The following is a 19,222-nucleotide window of genomic DNA, read 5'->3' as shown; positions in this document are numbered from 1 at the left end:
AATAACCCAAGGTAAAAATAATGTTTGAAAAATATATTATGTATTTAAAGAACCTTATATTTTTTCAATTTATTATATATTTCTTCTTTATTTCCTTAACTATTTGGATAATAAAAAATTTCCAGCAAGAATACAGTAAATCTATTCTTGATAAACAAGTTTTACAAGACAATCTAACAGAGGAAGTTTTAAAGCTTTATTCTGTCATTAACTCTAAAGAAGAAATATTAGAATCGTACAAAAAATATGTAGATTTAAGTGTGCCAAGTAGTGTGAGTTGCTTAAATTATCAAGAACTAATTCCTAAAATAAAAAGCTTAAGCAATAAATATGATTTAGTAGAACCTATAGATGTATTTATAAATTCAGTATTTTTTAAAAATAATGTTCAGGCGATTGAAGGAGAAGGTGAATCGATTCATGTAAATAATTATAGCATAAATATAAAATATGCATGTGCAGATTTTTTAACTTTTCTAAAAATATTCTCTGAAATTTATTCTTATATGCCTCCTAATACTCTTATATCTTTTATACGAGTACGTAATGAAGAAGTGTTAACACCTAAGAATATATATAAGCTTTCAGTAAATCATGCTCCTAATCTTATTTATGCTAAATTGATATTATATATCAGAGAATTAGCCTCAAAATAAATTACCAAAATGAATAATGCAATAGTACTTAATAACGTAAATACTAATTTATTTAAAAAAGATATTGTTAATAATTTTGTCAATAATCTTATGAAATCTACTTGCTCTACTATTGCAAATATGCTTGCTATAGATTATACGCTAAGGCTTAATTCTAAACCAGAAGCTGAAAAATATATTAATAAATGTATTTCTAGACTCAAAAATTATTTAGGTATGCGGGTTATTAACGATGATAATTTTTCCGTAGCATTAGAGTTATTTGCAATAATGATTACTTCTGGAGACAAAAATGAGCAAAATAAGAATAATATTTTAGAGCAATCACAAGATATAATAGCAGAAAATCTTGTAGAAGTTTATTTTGGAGATGAAATAAATAGTACCGAAAAAGAAAAAATTAAAAATATATTTAAAACTCTTTTAAAAGAGAAGAATTTTGACAAAATAATAAATTATGCGGAGTCTCACAAAAAATTATTTAAGGCTTCTATAATGTATGCCATGAAGAAATATAATAATATTGATGAAGTAACTATTTGTATAAAGAAAGAATTTAATAAAATATTAGAGATGTCTTTAGTATTTACACAAAAAAGTAATATATTTAAACAAGCAACCGGAAAAATCGCCGGTGCTGTTTGTGCTTTATTAGTCGGAGCAATCAGTGTTGCGACTGCGGGAGCGGTTTTTTCTATCATAGTTGTACCGGCATCAATTTTTGCTGTCAGATATGCACCTGAATTTGGTGAAAAAATTGGAGGATTAATTTTGAATAATGATAATGCAATAAAACTAGAACAAAGCAATATAGATAAGTTTATGAAAACATTACAAAATGATAAAGAAAGTCTTCTATCTCAAGAAAAAACGAAAAACATCAAACAAAATATTAAAGTTTCTCCTTCTCAAATCAATGCTAAATTAACTAAGAAAGTGGTTAATGAAAAACATAGATAGGGGATAGTCATTGCGAGAAGAATTACGCAGTAATTCGACGAAGCAATCCAGTAAAAATTCTGTAAATCAGAATGTTTTTAATTATTTTTCTAGATTGCCACATTGCTACGCTCCTCGCAATGACGACTACGGTATCAACGCAAGCAAAGCTATTCTCATGAAATAAAGCTATTTTTACTTGAGAATATAAAATATTACTCTTATTATCTTTTTTTAAATCAATAAAATAACTTAATGAGAAAAGTAGTAATATCCGGCATGATCGGCAACGCTTTAGAATGGTATGATTATGCATTATATGCGCAATTTGCTTATATTATAGGGCAACATTTTTTTCCGGATCCAGAAATGCGAGAGACGTTAACTTTTGCGGTATTTGCTGCAGGCTTTGTAGTACGACCGCTCGGCGGTATTATTTTCGGTAATATAGGTGATAGATTTGGTAGACGTACTGCTTTGGTGATGGGTATTATAGCTATGGCAATACCGACTGCCGGGATAGGGCTCTTACCAAGTTATAAAACTATTGGAATTGCCGCTCCTATTATTTTAACTATTATCAGACTTATACAAGGTTTTTCTTTAGGAGGGGAATTTAGCGGTTGTATTTCGTATATTGTAGAACATGCTTCGTTCGAGCAGCGAGGACTTGTGGGGAGTAGCTCATTTGTTAGTATGTGCGGCGGTATGCTGCTTGGACTTGGTACAGCAGCCGGTTTTTCTTATTTTATGCCGGCCGATATGCTATTTGAATGGGGTTGGAGGATACCTTTTATTGCCGGTTTATTTATTAGCTCCGTAGGTTTATATATTAGAAAAAACCTAGCAGAAAGTCCTATTTATAAAAAAGCTAAGGGAACAGGGCGTTTAGCACGTTTTCCTTTACGAGAAACATTAACAAAATACCCAAAAGAACTAATTATCGCACTTGGTCTGTATATTACCGTAACTGCTCCTTTTTATACTTCTACGGTTTTTATTGGTAATTTTATGCAAACACTCGGTTATACTAATCAGCAAAGCACAATTGTTAGTAGTATAATATTAATCGTAATGATGATAGTATTTCCTATATCTGCGTATGTTTCGGATAAGGTGGGGCGACGTCCTGTACTAATATGGGGGATTATCTTGTTAATTTTATCAGTCTATCCTATTTTTGTAGCCTTAGGGTCGATGAATTTTACTTTAGCTATAATATCTCAAGTAATATTTGCTGGAGTTATTAGCATTTATATGGGGCCTATTCCAACGGTTTTAGTAGAGATATTTCCAACTAGCATAAGATTTACCGGTGTTGCACTTTCATACAACCTTGCAGCTGCTATATTTGGCGGTACTGCTCCAATGTTAGCAATGATATTAACGAAAGCTACCGGAGATAATTATGCTATTGCATATTATTTAATTGCACTTGCCTTGTTATCTTCTATAATTCTAAAATTCTATAAAGAAACCTATAAAAAGAATCTAGTAAATTAATATGAGCGAAGTTTTTGAAATACCAAACGGTGAAAGCAAGGTTTTACTCCATTGTTGTTGTGCTCCTTGTGTTGGCCCTTTAATGGAAAAAATGATCGATACCGGCATTAAGTTTATGCTTTTTTTCTATAATCCTAATATTCATCCTAAAAAAGAATATGAGCTTCGTAAAAACGAAAATATTAAATTTGCTGAGAAACATAATATAGAATTTATCAATGCAGATTATGATCCGCAAAATTGGTTTAGGCGTGCTAAAGGGATGGAGTTTGAGCCTGAAAGAGGTATACGCTGTACAATGTGTTTTGATATGCGTTTCGAGCGTACAGCTTTATATGCTTATGAAAACGGCTTTAAAGTTATAACTAGCTCGCTTGGTATTTCTAGATGGAAAGATATGAACCAAATTAATGAATCAGGAACTAGGGCGGCATCTCATTATGCGGGGGTGACCTATTGGACTTATAATTGGCGTAAAGACGGCGGTGCTAGCAGAATGTACGAAATTGCCAAAGAAGAGAACTTTTATAAACAAGAATTTTGCGGCTGTGTTTATTCTTTCCGTGATACTAACGATTGGCGGGTAGCAAACAATCGCCCTAAAATCGAGATCGGCAAGGAGTATTATTAAGACCTCAAATTAATAAAAAAATATTTTATTTTTTTGAATCTTTATATTCTAATAATCTAGACAATCTAGCTATATGAGGATTTTATATGAATAAATGACAGTTACACGAAGCAAAGAATAAGTTAAGTAATATTATTGATATTGCAATGCATGGTACCCCTCAATGTATTACAAAAAGGGGTGAAGAAGCAGTTGTAATTATTAGTATAAACAACTTACTAAACAAAAACCTGATTTCAAAGAATATTTATTGAGCATAGCTAAGACAGATAATTTGGATATTCAGAGAGCAAAAGGGTATGCTAGAGATTTTGAATTATGAAATATTTATTAGATACTAATGTTGTATCTGAAATTCAAAAGAAAAAATCCACTTTTCAAGTAGCAGCATGGTTTTCAATTGTTCATTCTAGCCAGTTACACTTAAGTTGTATTACTATCGGCGAAATAAGAAAGGGAATATCAAAATTAGCAAAGAGAGATAAAATAGCAAGTTTGAAATTAGAAAAATGATTAGAAAGAATAATAATAGATTATAATGAAAGAATTCTTAATATTGACAAAGAGATATGTGAGGAGTGGGGTGCATTAATGAGTATTGATAGTACGAATGCAATCGATGCTTTAATAGCTGTACAGGCAAAACAAAGCAATATGATACTAGTTACTAGAAATATCAAACATTATAATATGTTTAATATAAAAATATTCGATCCTTTTAACTGATCAAAATTTTCTTTCCCAATAATAATACCCTATGAAAAAACTATCATTTCAGCAAATTATTCTGACATTACAAAATTATTGGCAGGATTATGGCTGTGCAATATTGCAGCCTTACGATGCCCATGTTGGAGCCGGTACATTTCACCCTGCAACTGTGCTTCGCTGCCTTGGTACTAAACCTTGGTCTGTTGCATATGTTCAGCCATCAAGAAGACCAGGGGATAGCAGGTATGGCATGCATCCTAATAGAATGCAGCATTATTATCAGTTTCAAGTTATCTTAAAGCCGTCGCCGGATAATATTCAAGAGTTATATCTTAAAAGCTTAGAATGTTTAGGCATAGATTTAAAAATTCATGATATCAGATTTGTTGAAGATGATTGGGAGTCGCCAACCTTAGGTGCTGCCGGGCTTGGCTGGGAAGTATGGTGTAACGGTATGGAAGTATCGCAATTTACTTATATGCAGCAAATCGGCGGTATTGAATGCCGTCCCGTTGCCGGTGAAATCACTTATGGACTCGAGAGGTTTGCTTTATATATTCAAGGTGTTGATGAAGTAAGAGAGCTTGATTGGAACGGGCAAGTAGGCGAAAAAGCTTTAAAATACGGTGAAGTGGATTTCGAAGCTGAACGGCAATTTTCAAAATATAATTTAGAGCTTGCCGATAGTGAAATGTTACTGCGACATTTCAAGGATAGCGAAGACCAGTGTGAGAGATTAATCAAAGCTAATTTACCTATGCCGGCTTATGATGAATGCCTTAAGGCAAGTCATGCATTTAATCAACTAAATGCACTTGGAGTAATTAGCGTCACTGAGCGTGCTTCTTATGTTTTAAGAGTGCGTCATTTAGCTAGCATTTGTTGTACAAAATGGTTGGAGATGAACAAGTGAGTGAGTTATTATTAGAGCTATTTAGCGAAGAAATTCCGGCTTTTATGCAAAAAAATGCTGAAGAGGGTTATTTAAATATATTCACGAAAATTTTTGAAGAAAACGAAATATTTGCAAAAGTACAAGTATTTGCGGGACCTCGCAGGATAACGCTGCATGCTACCCATTTGCCAAAGATAACTTTGCCAAAAGAGGAAGAAATTAAAGGACCAAGCATAGAAGCTCCGGAAGCCGCTATTAACGGCTTTTGTAAAGCTCATAATGTTAGTAAATTAGAGCTTTCTACTAAATTAATTAGTAATCAGCTATATTATTTCTTTGTCAAAAAAACAGAAGAAAGAGAAATAAAAGAGATTTTGCCGGAGATTATTATAGAGGCTATTAATAAATATAGCTGGGCAAAATCGATGTTTTGGGGTGATTACAAAATAAAATGGATTAGACCTCTGCGAAATATTTTATGCATATTTGACGGCGAAATATTACCGATGCAATTTGGGCATTTAACCGCTAATAATATTACGTATGGGCATCGTCTTACTGATAATAAAAAATTAGAAGTAACAGATTTTGAAGATTATAGAAATAAGCTTTTAGAAAATCATGTTATTGTAGAAAGAGCAAAGAGAGAGGCAATAATTAAAACCAGTTTACTGGAACTAGCAAATTCTCATGATTTAATTATAAAAGAAGATAATCGTTTAGTAGAAGAAGTAGCAGGGCTTAGCGAATTTCCTGTTGTACTACTTGGAAAAATCCCGCAAAAATTTTTAGAGTTACCTAAAGAAGTACTTATTTCTTCGATGCGTACGCATCAGAAATATTTTTGTTTATTTGATAAAACAGGAAATTTCACACCGTATTTTCTCTTTGTCAGTAATGGCAGATTTACAAATGCTGAACTAGTTATTCAAGGTAACGAGAAAGTTCTATCGGCACGTCTTTCGGATGCTTTATATTTTTGTAAGCAGGATATAGCTAAAACTTTAGAATCAAGATTAGGCCAATTAGAAGCTGTAACATTTCATGCAAAGCTTGGTAATTTAAGAGAAAAAATTGAACGCATAACCGATATTTGTAATTATATAGCTCCAAATAATAAGGATTTGATTACAGCAGCTAGACTTTGCAAAAGTGATCTTGTTTCTGAGATGGTCGGGGAATTTCCTGATTTACAGGGGATTATGGGTTATTATTATGCAAAACATGAAGGGCTAAATACAGAAATAGCCGCTGCAATTAGAGCCCATTATAAACCGCAAGGTTTGAGCGAAAATGTACCAAGCGGAAATGCAGCTTTACTTGCTTTAGCCGATAAGCTAGATAGTTTAGTAGGTTTGATGATAGCAGGGGAAGCACCAACAGGCTCAGGTGATCCATATGCCTTAAGACGTCAAGCTCTTGGTATAATAAGAATAACACTTGAAAATAAATTAGAGCTAAATTTTAATGATTTAATTAATTTTTCTATAAACTTATATAAAGATTCATCTGATGAAAATAAGAATTTAATAATATCTTTTTTTGAAGAAAGAGCAAAATTTTACTTTAAAAATGACTATGATATTGCATTAATTAATGCAGTTCTTGACTTAAATTTAATAGATACAAACTTTAAGCTTGATGCGTTAAAAGAATTTTTAATAGAAGACGCAGGCAAGCAATTATTAAATGCTTACAAACGAGCTAGCAATATAATTGGTGATCAGAAAATTCCCGGCTTAGTTGATGCGAGTCTCTTGAGTACACAACCTGAAAAAGAATTATTTGAAGTAATCCAAAAAATTTCTCCGCAAATTATAGATAGTATAGCTGATAAAGATTATAAGAAAGCCTTAAATTTATTATCGTCTCTATTAACTCCCATTACTAGCTTTTTTGATAATGTACTCGTTAATGACTCTGATCCAAAGATCGCTCAAAATCGTTTGTCGTTATTACAGAATATTTGCGAATTATTTGATAAAGTAGCTAAGTTTAACCGCTTATGATAAACAAAGCAGTTCAATTTATAAAATCAGGTAAAGTGGTTGTTTTCCCGACTGAAACAGTCTATGGGATTGGTGCGGATGCCACAAATAATGAGGCGTGTTTAAAGATTTTTCAGTTCAAAGAGCGCCCTGCTATCAATCCGCTTATCGTGCATGTCTCCTCCATAGAGCAAGCAAAGGAAATAGGAGAGTTTAACGATTTAGCTACAAAAATAGCAGAAAAATTTTGGTCTGGACCATTATCTATAGTTGTCCCTTTAAAAGAGAATGCAAATATTGCCCCTAGCGTAACAGCAGGACTAAATACCATAGCACTTCGGATACCGTCTTATCCTGTAGCGTTAGAGCTTATCAGACAATCAGGCATACCTATAGCTGCCCCAAGTGCTAACCCTTCAAACTATATTAGTCCGACTAACGCTGAGCATGTCACAAAACATTTTAAGGATAATCAGGAAATTTTTATTTTAGCACCTGAAATCTATCAATCTAAATATGGGCTAGAGTCAACTATAATCGATACAACAACTGTTACTCCTACTATTCTTAGAGAAGGGTTTATAACTGCTGAAATTTTAGGAGAAATACTAGGGATAGAAGTTTTAAAAGCATCAGAGACAAGTACTATAAAAGCTCCGGGAATGCTTGCAAAACACTATTCACCAAAAGTACCGGTTAGGCTATATGCTATAAATTTAGAGGATAAAGAAATCGGATTAAATTTTGGCAATAGCAATCTTACAGGAAGATTTTCATTAAACTTAAGTGTAAAAGGTGACTTTATAGAAGCCGCTGCAAATCTTTATGCTTATTTAAGAATACTTGACGATTATGCTGCATCTCATGATGTAAGAGGTATAGCAGTTAGCCCTATACCTCAAGTGAATATAGGGGCTGCAATTAATGATCGCCTAAAACGTGCCGCAAAATCATAAATTTCGGCGTTCTATTCGCCTTAATAGCTTTTTGATGATATTTGGTAATTACATAGTTATCGTGCGGTTTTAAATAATCATTTTTATTTATAATTTCAAAATTACCGTTCTGCTGTATTAACTCTATTGCTTCATAAAAATAATTTTCGATATCGGAAGCAAATACTAAATTACCATTGTTTTTTAGCTTATCTTGTAAAATCTTAAGTCGTTCTTTATTGAAAATACGTTTCTTTTTTTGCTTATTTTTTATCCATGGATCGGGAAATAAAATATAAATTCCATCAAGGCTATTACTTGGTATCTCATTTAATATTAAATCCAAATTATTAGGGAATAATAAAAAATTCGTAATATTTTGTTCGCCTGCAAGCTTTAAAACATTTGCAACTCCGTTTAAATATACCTCTACCCCAATAAAAAGTGCATTAGGATTCATTTTAGCTTGATTAATGAAATGCTCACCCATACCAAAGTCTATCTCAAGCAATACTTTACGTTTTTCATTTACAAGCTTTTCTTTAGAAAATAAATATTTTGGTAGTTTGTTATCTAATAAATTCTGTTGCACTCCTGATAAGCTTTTACCGATACATCTTGCATATGACCGATTGAGATTAATAGGAGTAAATAATATTACCCTACTGTGACCTTGTAGATCCTTATAAACGCTTTCAATATTATAACCATGATCTAAGAAAATTTGGGTTACCGCTTCTTCCTGTTTAAACCCTATTTCTAATATAATCTTACCGTTTGGTTTTAAGAATTGTTTGGCATTTTTGGCGATGAGACAGTAAGCTTGCAGTCCATCTTTTTCAGCAAATAAAGCAATAGACGGTTCATAATTGATTGTTTCAATTGCCATCTCTGATTTTTCGCTGTGAGCTATATATGGCGGGTTGCTAACGATAAAATCAAATTTCTGAGTTTCAATATTCTCAAACCAATTACTGTGAATAATCTGAATGCGATCCGTTACCTCATATTTTGCTGCATTACTTTTGATAATTTCTATAGCATCAAGACTTATATCGGTTGCAATTACATTAGCATTCGGTAACTCACATAATAGACTGATAGCAATGCAGCCGCTACCTGTGCCAAGTTCTAGGATATTTAAGAATTTGTCATTGCCGTTTTCGCTTATGTCATCCCCGCTTTCGCGGGAATGACATTGAAATACAACATCTACCAAAACTTCAGTATCGCTTCTTGGAATTAATACATGTTTATTAACAATAAATTCACGTGAGTAAAATTCTTTAACACCTGTAATATATACTATCGGTTCATGCTTTAATCTTCTCTCTAACAGTTTTTCAAAAGCTTCTATCTCGGCTTCATTTAACTGCTCATCAAGATTAATAAGTAAATACTCAATAGGTTTATTTATAACATGCTGTAGTAAAATTCGTGCTTCTAATTGCGGTGAACTAACACCTATTTTATTTAATTTATCTGTAGCGTCACTAAGAATTTGCTTTATAGAACATTGCATGGAAAGTTTTATTTTCTGCCAAAATTTTTCATTTCTAAAATCTCATCTACGCTACCTAGCGGTGCTCGTTTTTTAAGTTCAGTAAATTCACGAAATATATTATTACCAAATTTATTCTTATAATATTCGGGTTCTAGAGTTATAATATCTATTTTAAGATATTTTTTGGTTTTAGGTATTTTAATTATTTTCATTAACCGTTTTATGTTATTATATCACCAATTATTTCTGAATAATATTCATGTTCTATATAGCTATTTTTAAAGCTAAGATTTGCTAATGTTTCTAAATCACAAGTGATTAAAGGTTCTTGTTCGTGTTGATTTTTTAATAAATAAGGACTAGTACAAAACCAAGCGAACTCTCCTTTTATCTGGTCAGCAGTTAGTTTATTTAGTACTTCACCATTTTTCCCATACAAAATCAAGTCAGAAAAAGCACCATATCCTGCTTCGGTAAATTTTATGGGAGCTTTCTTCTTACCTAAAATTTCTTGTTGATTATTTAAAATATATTCTAAATAAGCTTTAAAATAATGCTTATACTCTTGTCTCTCATATCGTGTACACTTAGTATTTTGATATTTAGATTTTAATTCCTCTAAAGATTCTTGCGGTATTTTTGTGTCTTGATGTCCTATATATATTTTATCTAAAATTTGTTTTTTCTCATATTCTTTAATAATAATATGAGTCATATTTTTTGTTGGAACAGTAATCATATATTCTTTTTTGTTAGGATAAATAATCTCTGCACATTTAGCAATAAAACTATGAAGTTTAAGCAAAAGACTTGAATGTTTTTTAGTATTATTATAGTCATATATTGGAGCTTTTGTTATTCCTATATGTGAAATAAAATTTGCGTTTTAGAAGTTGCCATAGTTATAATCATTTCTACCGGCGGTATATCAATACTACTTTTCTGTTCCCATGCTTTATTATAGGTAAAAACTACATATACATCTGTTAAATCTTGGTCATGATATTCTATGCTAGAGTCAAAAGCATCTAGTTCCATAAAAGCTTTTCTATATTCTTTTTTCCCGGACTGGTTTATAAACTCCCCCTGTTTCTTTGAGAAATTTTGCCAAGTAGTTACATTTACTCCATTAACTTTTACCATATAAAAATGTAAATCATCTTCTACTTCATAATGATAAATTTCTGATTTTACTTCTTGTGCTTTATATAGCTTTGTAAAAAGATGTTGTAAATTAGAATATTTTTCATCTATTTTACTGAAATCAAATTCAGAGAAAATCCGCAGAGCTTGCATATATTGCATGTCTATATTGTCAGGTGCTTTTGCTTCTTTGCATGCAACTTTTATAAATTTATTTAATTGTTCTTTTTGCTCATTAAAATCATTTTTTTTAAATTCTTCTAAAAATTTTTTTAATAAAATTTCTTTCCTATAATTTGCATCATCAATATACGTACTATTATTAATATCTATGCCTGTTTTTAATCTTAGAGAAAGAATTTCATTGACGAATTCAGAAATTTTAATTTCATGTTCTGTACTATATTGGGAAGAGCTAGCTATTTTTATAGATTGCGGTTTAAAAGATAAATTATTACCTAATTTTAAAATAAAATCTTTTACTTCTGGCCAATCTCTATAATTTGATATATCTAAGGAAATAATTTTGTCTGTGGCGGTACTTAAATCTTGCAGAAAAGTAAAAATCTCTTCTAAGCTCGCTTTTTGTTTTCTAAGGTTTAAAATACCCTCTTCCATAGAATATAAGGCTTCTTCTAATTTAGCATTAGCTTTTTTCATTTTATAAATCTTTTAAATATTAATCCTTAATATTATATTAAAAAATTAATATTTTGTCAATTATAAACTAATTATCTCTTCCATATCCCTTGGCAACTCACAAGAAAATTCCATAATCTCATTACTGGTTGGATGAGTAAAACTTAAATACCAAGAATGCAGGGCTTGACGTTTAAAATCAATTAATTTTGCTTTTAGTTCAGGGGGAGAATGAGCAATTTTTCGGTCGTTATTGCCGTAAGTTTGGTCGCCGACTACTGAATGCTTTAAATGGCTTAGCTGTACTCTAATTTGGTGAGTTCTACCCGTACTAAGCTTGCACGCCACCATACTAATACTACCTTTATAAAATAATTCTAGAGTCTTATAATGTGTAACGGCTTCTTTGCCGCCATATTTTAATATGGTCATTTTTTGGCGATCGCTTCGGCTGCGACCTATATTATTCTTAATGACTCCTTCTAGCGGATTTATTACTCCCCACACTAACACTTTATATTTCCGTATTACCTGCCTTTGTTCTATCTGATTTGCAAGTAGCATATGTGCTTTATTATTTTTAGCAACTACCATCAAGCCCGTAGTGTCTTTATCTAAACGATGTACTATCCCGGGTCTTTCTGATGAGCCGATATCCGATAAGTTTTTTGTATGATGTAATAAAGCATTAACAAGCGTATCGTCATGATGCCCTGCTCCCGGGTGTACCGTCATACCTGCAGCTTTGTTAATTACTATCAAATCATCATCTTCATATATTATATCAAGTGCTACATTTGCTGCTGCAATTTTTAGCTCTTCAGGTTCTTTAAAAGAAAATAATATAATATCATTCTCCTTGACCAAAACATCAGGATCAGAAATAATTACATCATTAACTAGTACTTGCGAATCTTTAATAGCTTTTTGGATTTGATTCCTTGAAACATTTTCAAGAAGCGATGATAGAGCTTTATCAAGCCTTATGCCATTTAGTTCGTGTGGTACGGAATATTTTAACATATTTTATTTTAAGATAATGAATAATACGCTTAAATGGTTAAGTGCAATCGGTGTTGAATATTATTGCCATGAACATCCACCGCAATTAAAGGTACGTAATAATACTGAACTAACTGAAAAGCCACAAGTAAAACTTATGTCTACAAAAGAAACTGCATTCAATATGAATGATAAAGTTCATGATAATATAACCCTAGCAAGATCTCTTGCCGATAAAGCTAATAATATCGAAGAACTAAAAGAATCTCTACTAAATTTTAATGGTTGTGAACTTAAGAAATTTGCTACTAATACGGTTTTCGGTGACGGTAATTTGGAAGCTAAAATTATGTTAATAGGCGAAGCCCCGGGAAGTACCGAAGATTTGAAAGGAATACCTTTTTACGGCGAAAGTGGCAATTTACTTGATAATATGCTACACGCTATCGGAATTTCACGAAAAAATAACGCTTATATTACTAATACGGTATTTTGGCGTCCTCCTGCTAATAGACAGCCGACGTTCGAAGAAGTCGATATTTGTAGACCTTTTGTCGAGAAGCATATTGCTCTTATTAACCCGCAGCTAATTATTCTAGTCGGTAGCACGGCTGCAACTAGCTTACTTGGAAAAAATTCGGGTATTACTAAAATTAGACAAGAATATTATTTTTATACCAATAAATATCTATCCGCTCCTATTCAAACTACGGCAATCTTCCACCCTGCCTATTTACTCCGCCAACCTATGCAAAAACGCACCTCTTGGTATGATTTACTCAAGATTAAGGAGTATTTAGTCAATAATAGACTTCTTGCATAACTTGTACATTAATCTAGTACTCACAGCTTCACGTACTTTTCAAAATAATTTTCTACTGAACAATTAGTCGTATATATGCGACAGTGTAATCATCTCTAGTTAAGCTTAATATGCAAAACACTAGGTAAAGATATTAAAAAAGCCTTAGAAATAATAGAAGAAGTTTATAAACGAAATTGAGGGTGTTATATGGAAAGTTTACAGATTATTTAAAAGAAAAATTACAAAATGAGGAAATATTAGTAGGGTATATTAATGAAGCGTTGGAGCAATATTTCGTGGCTCATAATAATGAGCTATAATGGCTACTTTAAAAAAAGCCATTATAGCAAGAGGAGGTATAGCAAAAATCTCTAAGAAGCTCATATAAATAGACAACATATATATAGAATGTTATCCTAGCAAAGGTAGGTAATCCAAGTGTCGACAATATAGGATCTTTATTAAACGCTTTAGGCTTGCAGTTGAAAGTAGAAGCATGTGCGTTTTAAATTTTCATTAACCTTGCAAGTTGAGCAAGATATCAAAGAAAATTTTTAAATCCTAATAAATCATAATTCATTTCTAATTTCATTAAATTAGGGTTATACTTGCTGATGTATAAAAATAAGGTATATCCATATGACCAATGAAAATAATAATGATTCAGAATTTGCTGAATTAAAAATCAGAGGAAAAATATTTAAATTACCTATACTTAAAGCAAGTATCGGTGAGGATGTAATCGATATAAGTAGGGTATCTGCGGAAGCTGATTGCTTTACTTACGACCCGGGTTTTATGTCTACTGCTTCTTGTCAGTCTACTATCACCTATATAGACGGTGATAAAGGAATCTTGCGGCATCGAGGATATGATATTCAAGACTTAGCTGAGAAAAGTGATTTTTTAGAAGTGGCATATTTACTGATTTATGGGGAACTACCAAGTGGCGAGCAGTATAATAATTTCACTAAACAGGTTGCTCATCATTCATTAGTGAATGAAAGATTACACTATTTATTTCAAACCTTTTGTAGCTCTTCTCATCCTATGGCTATTATGCTTGCGGCTGTCGGTTCTCTTTCGGCATTTTATCCTGATTTATTGAATTTTAAGGAAGCAGATTACGAACTTACCGCTATTAGAATGATTGCTAAGATACCCACCATCGCCGCAATGTCTTATAAATATTCTATAGGACAACCGTTTATTTATCCTGATAATTCGTTAGATTTTACCGAAAATTTTCTGCATATGATGTTTGCAACGCCTTGTACGAAATATAAAGTAAATCCAATAATAAAAAATGCTCTTAATAAGATATTTATCCTACATGCCGATCATGAGCAGAATGCTTCTACTTCAACAGTCCGAATTGCCGGCTCATCCGGAGCTAACCCTTTTGCTTGTATTAGCACGGGTATTGCCTCACTTTGGGGACCTGCTCACGGCGGGGCTAATGAAGCGGTAATAAATATGCTTAAAGAAATCGGTAGTTCTGAGTATATTCCTAAATATATAGCTAAAGCTAAGGATAAAAATGATCCATTTAGGTTAATGGGTTTTGGTCATCGTGTATATAAAAACTATGACCCGCGTGCCGCAGTACTTAAAGAAACGTGCAAAGAAGTATTAAAGGAACTCGGGCAGCTAGACAACAATCCGCTCTTACAAATAGCAATAGAACTTGAAGCTATCGCTCTTAAAGATGAATATTTTATTGAGAGAAAATTATATCCAAATGTTGATTTTTATTCGGGTATTAGCTATAAAGCTATGGGTATACCGTCGCAAATGTTCACGGTACTTTTTGTAATAGCAAGAACCGTAGGCTGGATGGCACAATGGAAAGAAATGCACGAAGACCCTGAACAAAAAATCAGCAGACCTAGACAGCTTTACACCGGTTATGTACATAGAGAGTATAAGGGTATTCGGGAGAGGTAAACATTGTCGTCATTGCAAGCAACTGTAAGGAGCGTAGCAATCTCAAGAGATTTGATGAGATTGCCACGTCGCTTCGCTCCTCGCAATGACGTTGAAAATATAAATCATATGCATTTTATTGATGAAGTTAAAATATATATAAAAGGTGGGAACGGCGGCAATGGTTGTGTTAGTTTCCATCGTGAGAAATTTATTGACAGAGGCGGACCGGACGGTGGTGATGGTGGACGTGGCGGTAGTGTTATTTTCAGGAGTAATCACCATCTTAATACGCTAGTAAATTATCGATATAAACAGCATTTTACCGCAGAAAACGGCGAAAACGGTAAAGATTCAAATAGAAGCGGTAAATCAGGAAAATCATTAGTTCTTGATGTTCCGATCGGTACTCAAATCTTTTCCGAGGACGGCAATATATTATTGCATGATTTCACTGTGGATGATCAAAGCTTTGAAATAATTAAAGGAGGAAGTGGCGGTCTTGGTAACAGCCATTTCAAATCGTCGGTTAATCAAGCTCCAAGAAAGCGTACGGAAGGAAAAATTGCCGAAGAAATGTGGATTCATTTAAGTTTAAAACTTCTCTCTGATGTTGGGTTTGTGGGGCTTCCAAATGCCGGTAAATCTACTTTTTTATCCGTTGTAACGGCAGCCAAGCCTAAAATTGCCGATTATCCCTTTACTACTTTAGTGCCGAATCTTGGAGTGGTATATGTTGATGACGAAGAGTTTGTCATAGCCGATATTCCTGGCTTAATTGAGGGGGCTCATCAAGGTCACGGACTTGGCGATAAATTCTTAAAGCATATAGAAAGATGTAATGTATTAATACATTTAATAGACGGCTCTAGTAATGATGTAGTTGCAGATTATAATACGGTACGTCTTGAGCTTGAATCATATTCCGATTATCTAAAAAATAAAATCGAAATCATATGTCTTAATAAATGCGATGTTCTCACAGATGAGGAAATACAGGAAAAAATAAATAAGTTGCAGAAAGTTACTAATAAAGAAGTTTTCCCTATCTCTACCTACACTAATGCTGGAGTAAATAAAATAGTTAAACTTGCTTTAGAGACTATAAAAAATCAGGAGTAATACTACTAGGTATTGCCTGCGTGGATACTGAGGATTGTCATTGCGAGGATTCCTGAGATTGCCACGCTCACTAACGTTCGCTTGCAATGACGCTTGTGATATCCACGCAATAATATCCCCTCGCAATGACAATTAATAAACTTTAAATTAAAGTAATACGTTGCTCTTCTGCTTCTAGATATTTCTCTAGCTCTTCCTTAGTATATTTCTTTTCTTTAAGCTTTATTTCGTGATTAAATATATATTGTACAGCTTTATCTTCTAAGGCAGGACCTTTAAGTCCTTCAATTGCTCTAGGATTTTTTTTATAAAAATTAAATATCATATTTTCCTGTCCAGGAAAATTACGTGCTTGTTGCATAATAACTTTTCTTAAATCATCAGGCTCTAATTGCAAATTTTTAGATTTTGCATATTCAGCAAGTAATAAGCCTATTCGCACACGGCGTAGGGCTAATTTATTATAATATGCTGTTATTTCTTTAGAGGATTTATCTTTCAATAATGATTCATCTTGTTCATTTTTATCGGTTTCAGACTTTAGAATATTTTTTTCTTGCTCTAATAAAGATTCCGGTACATCAAAATCTAACAATTTTTCTAACTTATCAAATAAGTTCATTTTCATTATAGTATTAATAGCTTCTTCCGACTCATTTTCTATTTGTTTAGTAAAATGTGTACGCAATTCTTCAAGGCTATTACTTTGGAATTTTTTAGCAAATTCGTCATCGATAACGGTAGGTTCTGCAGTATGTACTGCTTTAATTTGTACTACAAAACGAGCATCCTTACCTGCTAAATCTTTAGCATGGTAATTTTCAGGAAAAGTAACATTAACATCTACGTTACTACCTGTTTTAGAACCTATTAATTGTTTCTCAAAACCGGGAATAAGTGCATTACTACCTATTATTACCTTAAAATCATTTAATTTACCGTCCTCAAAAGCTTTCTCCTTGATGTACCCAATTGCATCAATAGTAACCTGATCTCCGTCTTTTATTTTTGCTTTACTTTCTTTAGTATAATTTTTTGTTAATGCGGCAAGTTTTTCTAGTTGTTCTTCAACATCTTTAGAGTTTACTTCTAATTTTGGACGATCTAGTGAGATTTTTTTTAAATCCGGAATAGTAATTTTAGGTAATAGCTCTATTTTTACAGTAAATTCTAAAGCTTTATCGGATTCGTTTTGTAATTCTTCAATTTTGGGTCTACCGATTATATTTAGATTATGCTCTTTAATAACATGATTTACTGAATGGTTAATTCTTCTTCCTATTATATCATTCCTGACGGAAGTACCGTATTTTTTCTTAACAATTGAAACTGGTACTTTACCGGCTCTAAAACCTGCTATTTTAACTTTTTTGGTTAAATCAAGTAATTCTTTTTGAATATCGTCATCTATTTCACTTAAAGGAGTAGAAATTCTTGCATAAAAATCCAATCCTTCGTTTTTTAATACGGTAATTCCCATTTTAATAATCCATTAATTCTGTATTATAGTTTGCTAATCAAAATAAACTAAAGAGCTGAAATATGCAATAGTTTTTGTAAAATCCCATTAGGATTAGGCACTGCTAACTGTGAGTTTCGCAGAACTCACCTTTGCTGGCATATAGTCGTCTATTTTTGCAATCACTAACTATTTCGCGTTAGCACTTAACAGCAATTAAGCCATTTCCATAGCAGTAAGCTCCTGCTTCTTATAATTTTCAAGGGCTTTAATAATTTTGGATATATCAAATATCTTATCGGTATTATTAATATAACAATATTTAGCCCGATTTCCCTTTTTTATTGTATTAATGTTCGGTTCGATGTTTGATATAGTACGTAATAACCTGTTTAATTCGTGTCTATAAATCATTATGATAATTTTTTTTCTGCTACTTTATTCTTAGTGCTAAGTAATCGTTTGTCGTTGCTTGTTTGTACTTTTCGTTTTGTTTTGTCAGGTTAAGTATTAACAAATCCATGTGGCTATTTGAGCATTACTAAATTCTTTCCCTGGATGAGCTTTAAGGAACTCAATAACTGCATTTTTACGGTCAAATTTTTTATTATAATATACCTCATTATAATTAACCGCTCTATTAGTATTATTAACATAACAATATTTAGTCAAAAGCCCTTTTTTATTATCTTAATGTTCGGTTCTATTTTTTGTATAGTATTCAATAGCTTATTCAATTCATTTCTATAAATCATGATAATAATTTTTCTCTTTCTTACTTTGCTTTTAGCATTAAGTAATCGTTTATCATTGCTTGCTTCCTCTTTTTTCTTTGCTTCTTCAGGATAAGTATCAACTAGCCAGGTTGCTATTTTAGAAGCAGTAAACTCTTCGCCGGCATGAGTTTTAAGAGTTTAATAATTGCAGTTTTGCGGTCAAAAAAAGACATATTCGGTAATTATATTAAGTTAAAATTCATATTACTTTATTTTTTAGACATTGCTAAATTAAAGATGGATATTGTCATGAGCTAAGCAACTAACCGTAGTTGATTTTGTAGAAGTACTTTTTTCTTTTTTGTTATTGCTCGTTTGTTCTTTATCTGAGTTAACTTTAAAAGCTCAATAATTACAGCTTTGTATTAAAATTTTGCAGAAAAAATAAATTATAAATTCTTCAAAGTAAACAAATTAATTATATAGAAATAAAAAATTAATATTATAGTGGTATAAAAATACAACTATTTTTTAAAAAGAATTTAAAGGGTTATATCTTACTTTTTTTAGAGTATATTTCAATAAACTAGATGATTTAGAAGCAAAAGCAAGTAAATAAATTGGGTATAAGATTTGTGGTATTGTTAA

The 19,222-nt window shown here is 32.1% G+C and carries 19 protein-coding genes and 3 pseudogenes; 13 read left to right on the top strand and 9 right to left on the bottom strand.

Annotation, left to right across the window (positions count from 1 at the left end):
• Positions 1-20: 20 nt before the first annotated feature.
• From O6R16_RS02005 to O6R16_RS01960, 10 genes and pseudogenes are all read left to right on the top strand, one after another.
• A complete protein-coding gene (locus tag O6R16_RS02005; protein WP_499679788.1) occupies positions 21-656 on the top strand; it encodes a hypothetical protein in 636 nt (211 codons plus the stop codon).
• A gap of 9 nt (positions 657-665) precedes the next feature.
• Complete coding sequence (locus O6R16_RS02000) at positions 666-1,616, top strand: RP853 family protein (protein WP_499679787.1); 951 nt, start codon at positions 666-668, stop codon at positions 1,614-1,616.
• Positions 1,617-1,626: 10 nt separating this feature from the next.
• On the top strand, positions 1,627-1,782 hold the full coding sequence (locus O6R16_RS01995) for a hypothetical protein (RefSeq protein WP_499679786.1): 156 nt from the start codon (positions 1,627-1,629) through the stop codon (positions 1,780-1,782).
• A gap of 68 nt (positions 1,783-1,850) precedes the next feature.
• A complete protein-coding gene (locus O6R16_RS01990; protein ID WP_499679785.1) occupies positions 1,851-3,098 on the top strand; it encodes a metabolite/H+ symporter in 1,248 nt (415 codons plus the stop codon).
• A gap of 1 nt (position 3,099) precedes the next feature.
• Positions 3,100-3,729, top strand: coding sequence for an epoxyqueuosine reductase QueH (locus O6R16_RS01985; RefSeq protein ID WP_499679784.1), 630 nt, complete (start codon positions 3,100-3,102; stop codon positions 3,727-3,729).
• Between the two features lie 131 nt (positions 3,730-3,860).
• Positions 3,861-4,051: pseudogene (locus O6R16_RS01980) on the top strand (type II toxin-antitoxin system prevent-host-death family antitoxin).
• Positions 4,048-4,455: pseudogene (locus tag O6R16_RS01975) on the top strand (type II toxin-antitoxin system VapC family toxin). Before O6R16_RS01980 ends, O6R16_RS01975 begins: the two co-directional pseudogenes overlap by 4 nt.
• A 31-nt stretch (positions 4,456-4,486) precedes the next feature.
• On the top strand, positions 4,487-5,353 hold the full coding sequence (locus O6R16_RS01970; RefSeq protein ID WP_499679783.1) for a glycine--tRNA ligase subunit alpha: 867 nt from the start codon (positions 4,487-4,489) through the stop codon (positions 5,351-5,353).
• On the top strand, positions 5,350-7,344 hold the full coding sequence (gene glyS / locus O6R16_RS01965) for a glycine--tRNA ligase subunit beta (protein WP_499679782.1): 1,995 nt from the start codon (positions 5,350-5,352) through the stop codon (positions 7,342-7,344). Before O6R16_RS01970 ends, glyS begins: the two co-directional genes overlap by 4 nt.
• Positions 7,341-8,279, top strand: a complete 939-nt coding sequence (locus tag O6R16_RS01960) for an L-threonylcarbamoyladenylate synthase (RefSeq protein ID WP_499679781.1) — start codon at positions 7,341-7,343, stop codon at positions 8,277-8,279. The genes glyS and O6R16_RS01960 overlap by 4 nt, the downstream gene beginning before the upstream one ends.
• On the opposite strand, the gene trmB is transcribed toward O6R16_RS01960, so the two are convergent.
• From trmB to O6R16_RS01935, 5 genes are read right to left on the bottom strand one after another with little or no spacing between them, the layout of a single operon-like run.
• Positions 8,245-9,780 (bottom strand): bifunctional peptide chain release factor N(5)-glutamine methyltransferase PrmC/tRNA (guanosine(46)-N7)-methyltransferase TrmB, encoded by a 1,536-nt coding sequence (gene trmB, locus O6R16_RS01955; protein ID WP_499679780.1) that lies wholly within the window; start codon positions 9,778-9,780, stop codon positions 8,245-8,247. The two genes, O6R16_RS01960 and trmB, sit on opposite strands and share 35 nt — an antisense overlap.
• Before the next feature lie 8 nt (positions 9,781-9,788).
• Positions 9,789-9,974, bottom strand: a complete 186-nt coding sequence (locus tag O6R16_RS01950; RefSeq protein WP_499679779.1) for a hypothetical protein — start codon at positions 9,972-9,974, stop codon at positions 9,789-9,791.
• Positions 9,975-9,982: 8 nt separating this feature from the next.
• On the bottom strand, positions 9,983-10,567 hold the full coding sequence (locus O6R16_RS01945) for a hypothetical protein (protein WP_499679778.1): 585 nt from the start codon (positions 10,565-10,567) through the stop codon (positions 9,983-9,985).
• Positions 10,568-10,623: 56 nt separating this feature from the next.
• Entirely contained in the window at positions 10,624-11,565 is a 942-nt protein-coding gene (locus O6R16_RS01940; protein ID WP_499679777.1) for a hypothetical protein, read from the bottom strand.
• Between the two features lie 60 nt (positions 11,566-11,625).
• Positions 11,626-12,567, bottom strand: a complete 942-nt coding sequence (locus O6R16_RS01935) for an RluA family pseudouridine synthase (RefSeq protein WP_499679776.1) — start codon at positions 12,565-12,567, stop codon at positions 11,626-11,628.
• 16 nt (positions 12,568-12,583) lie between these two features.
• Here O6R16_RS01935 and O6R16_RS01930 point away from each other — a divergent pair, with 16 nt between their 5' ends.
• Entirely contained in the window at positions 12,584-13,369 is a 786-nt protein-coding gene (locus O6R16_RS01930; protein WP_004997170.1) for a uracil-DNA glycosylase, read from the top strand.
• Between the two features lie 252 nt (positions 13,370-13,621).
• On the opposite strand, the gene O6R16_RS01925 is transcribed toward O6R16_RS01930, so the two are convergent.
• Entirely contained in the window at positions 13,622-13,750 is a 129-nt protein-coding gene (locus tag O6R16_RS01925) for a hypothetical protein (RefSeq protein WP_499679806.1), read from the bottom strand.
• 240 nt (positions 13,751-13,990) lie between these two features.
• Here O6R16_RS01925 and O6R16_RS01920 point away from each other — a divergent pair, with 240 nt between their 5' ends.
• Together O6R16_RS01920 and obgE are read left to right on the top strand one after the other, a co-directional pair.
• Complete coding sequence (locus tag O6R16_RS01920; protein ID WP_499679775.1) at positions 13,991-15,298, top strand: citrate synthase; 1,308 nt, start codon at positions 13,991-13,993, stop codon at positions 15,296-15,298.
• Between the two features lie 108 nt (positions 15,299-15,406).
• The gene (obgE, locus tag O6R16_RS01915) at positions 15,407-16,399 is read left to right on the top strand and encodes a GTPase ObgE (RefSeq protein WP_499679804.1); all 993 of its coding nucleotides are present in this window, start codon (positions 15,407-15,409) and stop codon (positions 16,397-16,399) included.
• Between the two features lie 142 nt (positions 16,400-16,541).
• Here the strand turns inward: obgE and tig are convergent, their stop codons facing one another.
• The 3 genes and pseudogenes from tig to O6R16_RS01900 all read right to left on the bottom strand — a co-directional run bounded on the left by tig (position 16,542) and on the right by O6R16_RS01900 (position 18,613).
• Positions 16,542-17,879 (bottom strand): trigger factor, encoded by a 1,338-nt coding sequence (tig, locus tag O6R16_RS01910; protein WP_499679774.1) that lies wholly within the window; start codon positions 17,877-17,879, stop codon positions 16,542-16,544.
• A gap of 195 nt (positions 17,880-18,074) precedes the next feature.
• The gene (locus O6R16_RS01905; protein WP_499679805.1) at positions 18,075-18,272 is read right to left on the bottom strand and encodes a hypothetical protein; all 198 of its coding nucleotides are present in this window, start codon (positions 18,270-18,272) and stop codon (positions 18,075-18,077) included.
• A 19-nt stretch (positions 18,273-18,291) separates the two neighbouring features.
• Positions 18,292-18,613 (bottom strand): annotated as a pseudogene (locus O6R16_RS01900) (hypothetical protein).
• Between the last annotated feature and the right edge of the window lie 609 nt (positions 18,614-19,222).

Origin of the sequence: Candidatus Rickettsia tasmaniensis (assembly GCF_036857515.1) — a bacterium.
In the GTDB taxonomy this organism is placed as follows: Bacteria; Pseudomonadota; Alphaproteobacteria; order Rickettsiales; family Rickettsiaceae; genus Rickettsia; species Rickettsia rickettsii.
This window is presented reverse-complemented; position numbering and strand designations above follow the sequence as displayed.

Coding starts and splice junctions, on each gene's coding strand:
- O6R16_RS02000 (WP_499679787.1), top strand. CDS start 666: ATGAATAATGCAATAGTACTTAATAACGTAAATACTAATTTATTTAAA.
- O6R16_RS01935 (WP_499679776.1), bottom strand. CDS start 12,567: ATGTTAAAATATTCCGTACCACACGAACTAAATGGCATAAGGCTTGAT.
- obgE (WP_499679804.1), top strand. CDS start 15,407: ATGCATTTTATTGATGAAGTTAAAATATATATAAAAGGTGGGAACGGC.
- O6R16_RS02005 (WP_499679788.1), top strand. CDS start 21: ATGTTTGAAAAATATATTATGTATTTAAAGAACCTTATATTTTTTCAA.
- trmB (WP_499679780.1), bottom strand. CDS start 9,780: ATGCAATGTTCTATAAAGCAAATTCTTAGTGACGCTACAGATAAATTA.
- O6R16_RS01985 (WP_499679784.1), top strand. CDS start 3,100: ATGAGCGAAGTTTTTGAAATACCAAACGGTGAAAGCAAGGTTTTACTC.
- O6R16_RS01940 (WP_499679777.1), bottom strand. CDS start 11,565: ATGAAAAAAGCTAATGCTAAATTAGAAGAAGCCTTATATTCTATGGAA.
- O6R16_RS01920 (WP_499679775.1), top strand. CDS start 13,991: ATGACCAATGAAAATAATAATGATTCAGAATTTGCTGAATTAAAAATC.
- O6R16_RS01950 (WP_499679779.1), bottom strand. CDS start 9,974: ATGAAAATAATTAAAATACCTAAAACCAAAAAATATCTTAAAATAGAT.
- tig (WP_499679774.1), bottom strand. CDS start 17,879: ATGGGAATTACCGTATTAAAAAACGAAGGATTGGATTTTTATGCAAGA.
- O6R16_RS01905 (WP_499679805.1), bottom strand. CDS start 18,272: ATGATTTATAGACACGAATTAAACAGGTTATTACGTACTATATCAAAC.
- O6R16_RS01960 (WP_499679781.1), top strand. CDS start 7,341: ATGATAAACAAAGCAGTTCAATTTATAAAATCAGGTAAAGTGGTTGTT.
- O6R16_RS01925 (WP_499679806.1), bottom strand. CDS start 13,750: ATGTTGTCTATTTATATGAGCTTCTTAGAGATTTTTGCTATACCTCCT.
- O6R16_RS01930 (WP_004997170.1), top strand. CDS start 12,584: ATGAATAATACGCTTAAATGGTTAAGTGCAATCGGTGTTGAATATTAT.
- O6R16_RS01990 (WP_499679785.1), top strand. CDS start 1,851: ATGAGAAAAGTAGTAATATCCGGCATGATCGGCAACGCTTTAGAATGG.
- O6R16_RS01970 (WP_499679783.1), top strand. CDS start 4,487: ATGAAAAAACTATCATTTCAGCAAATTATTCTGACATTACAAAATTAT.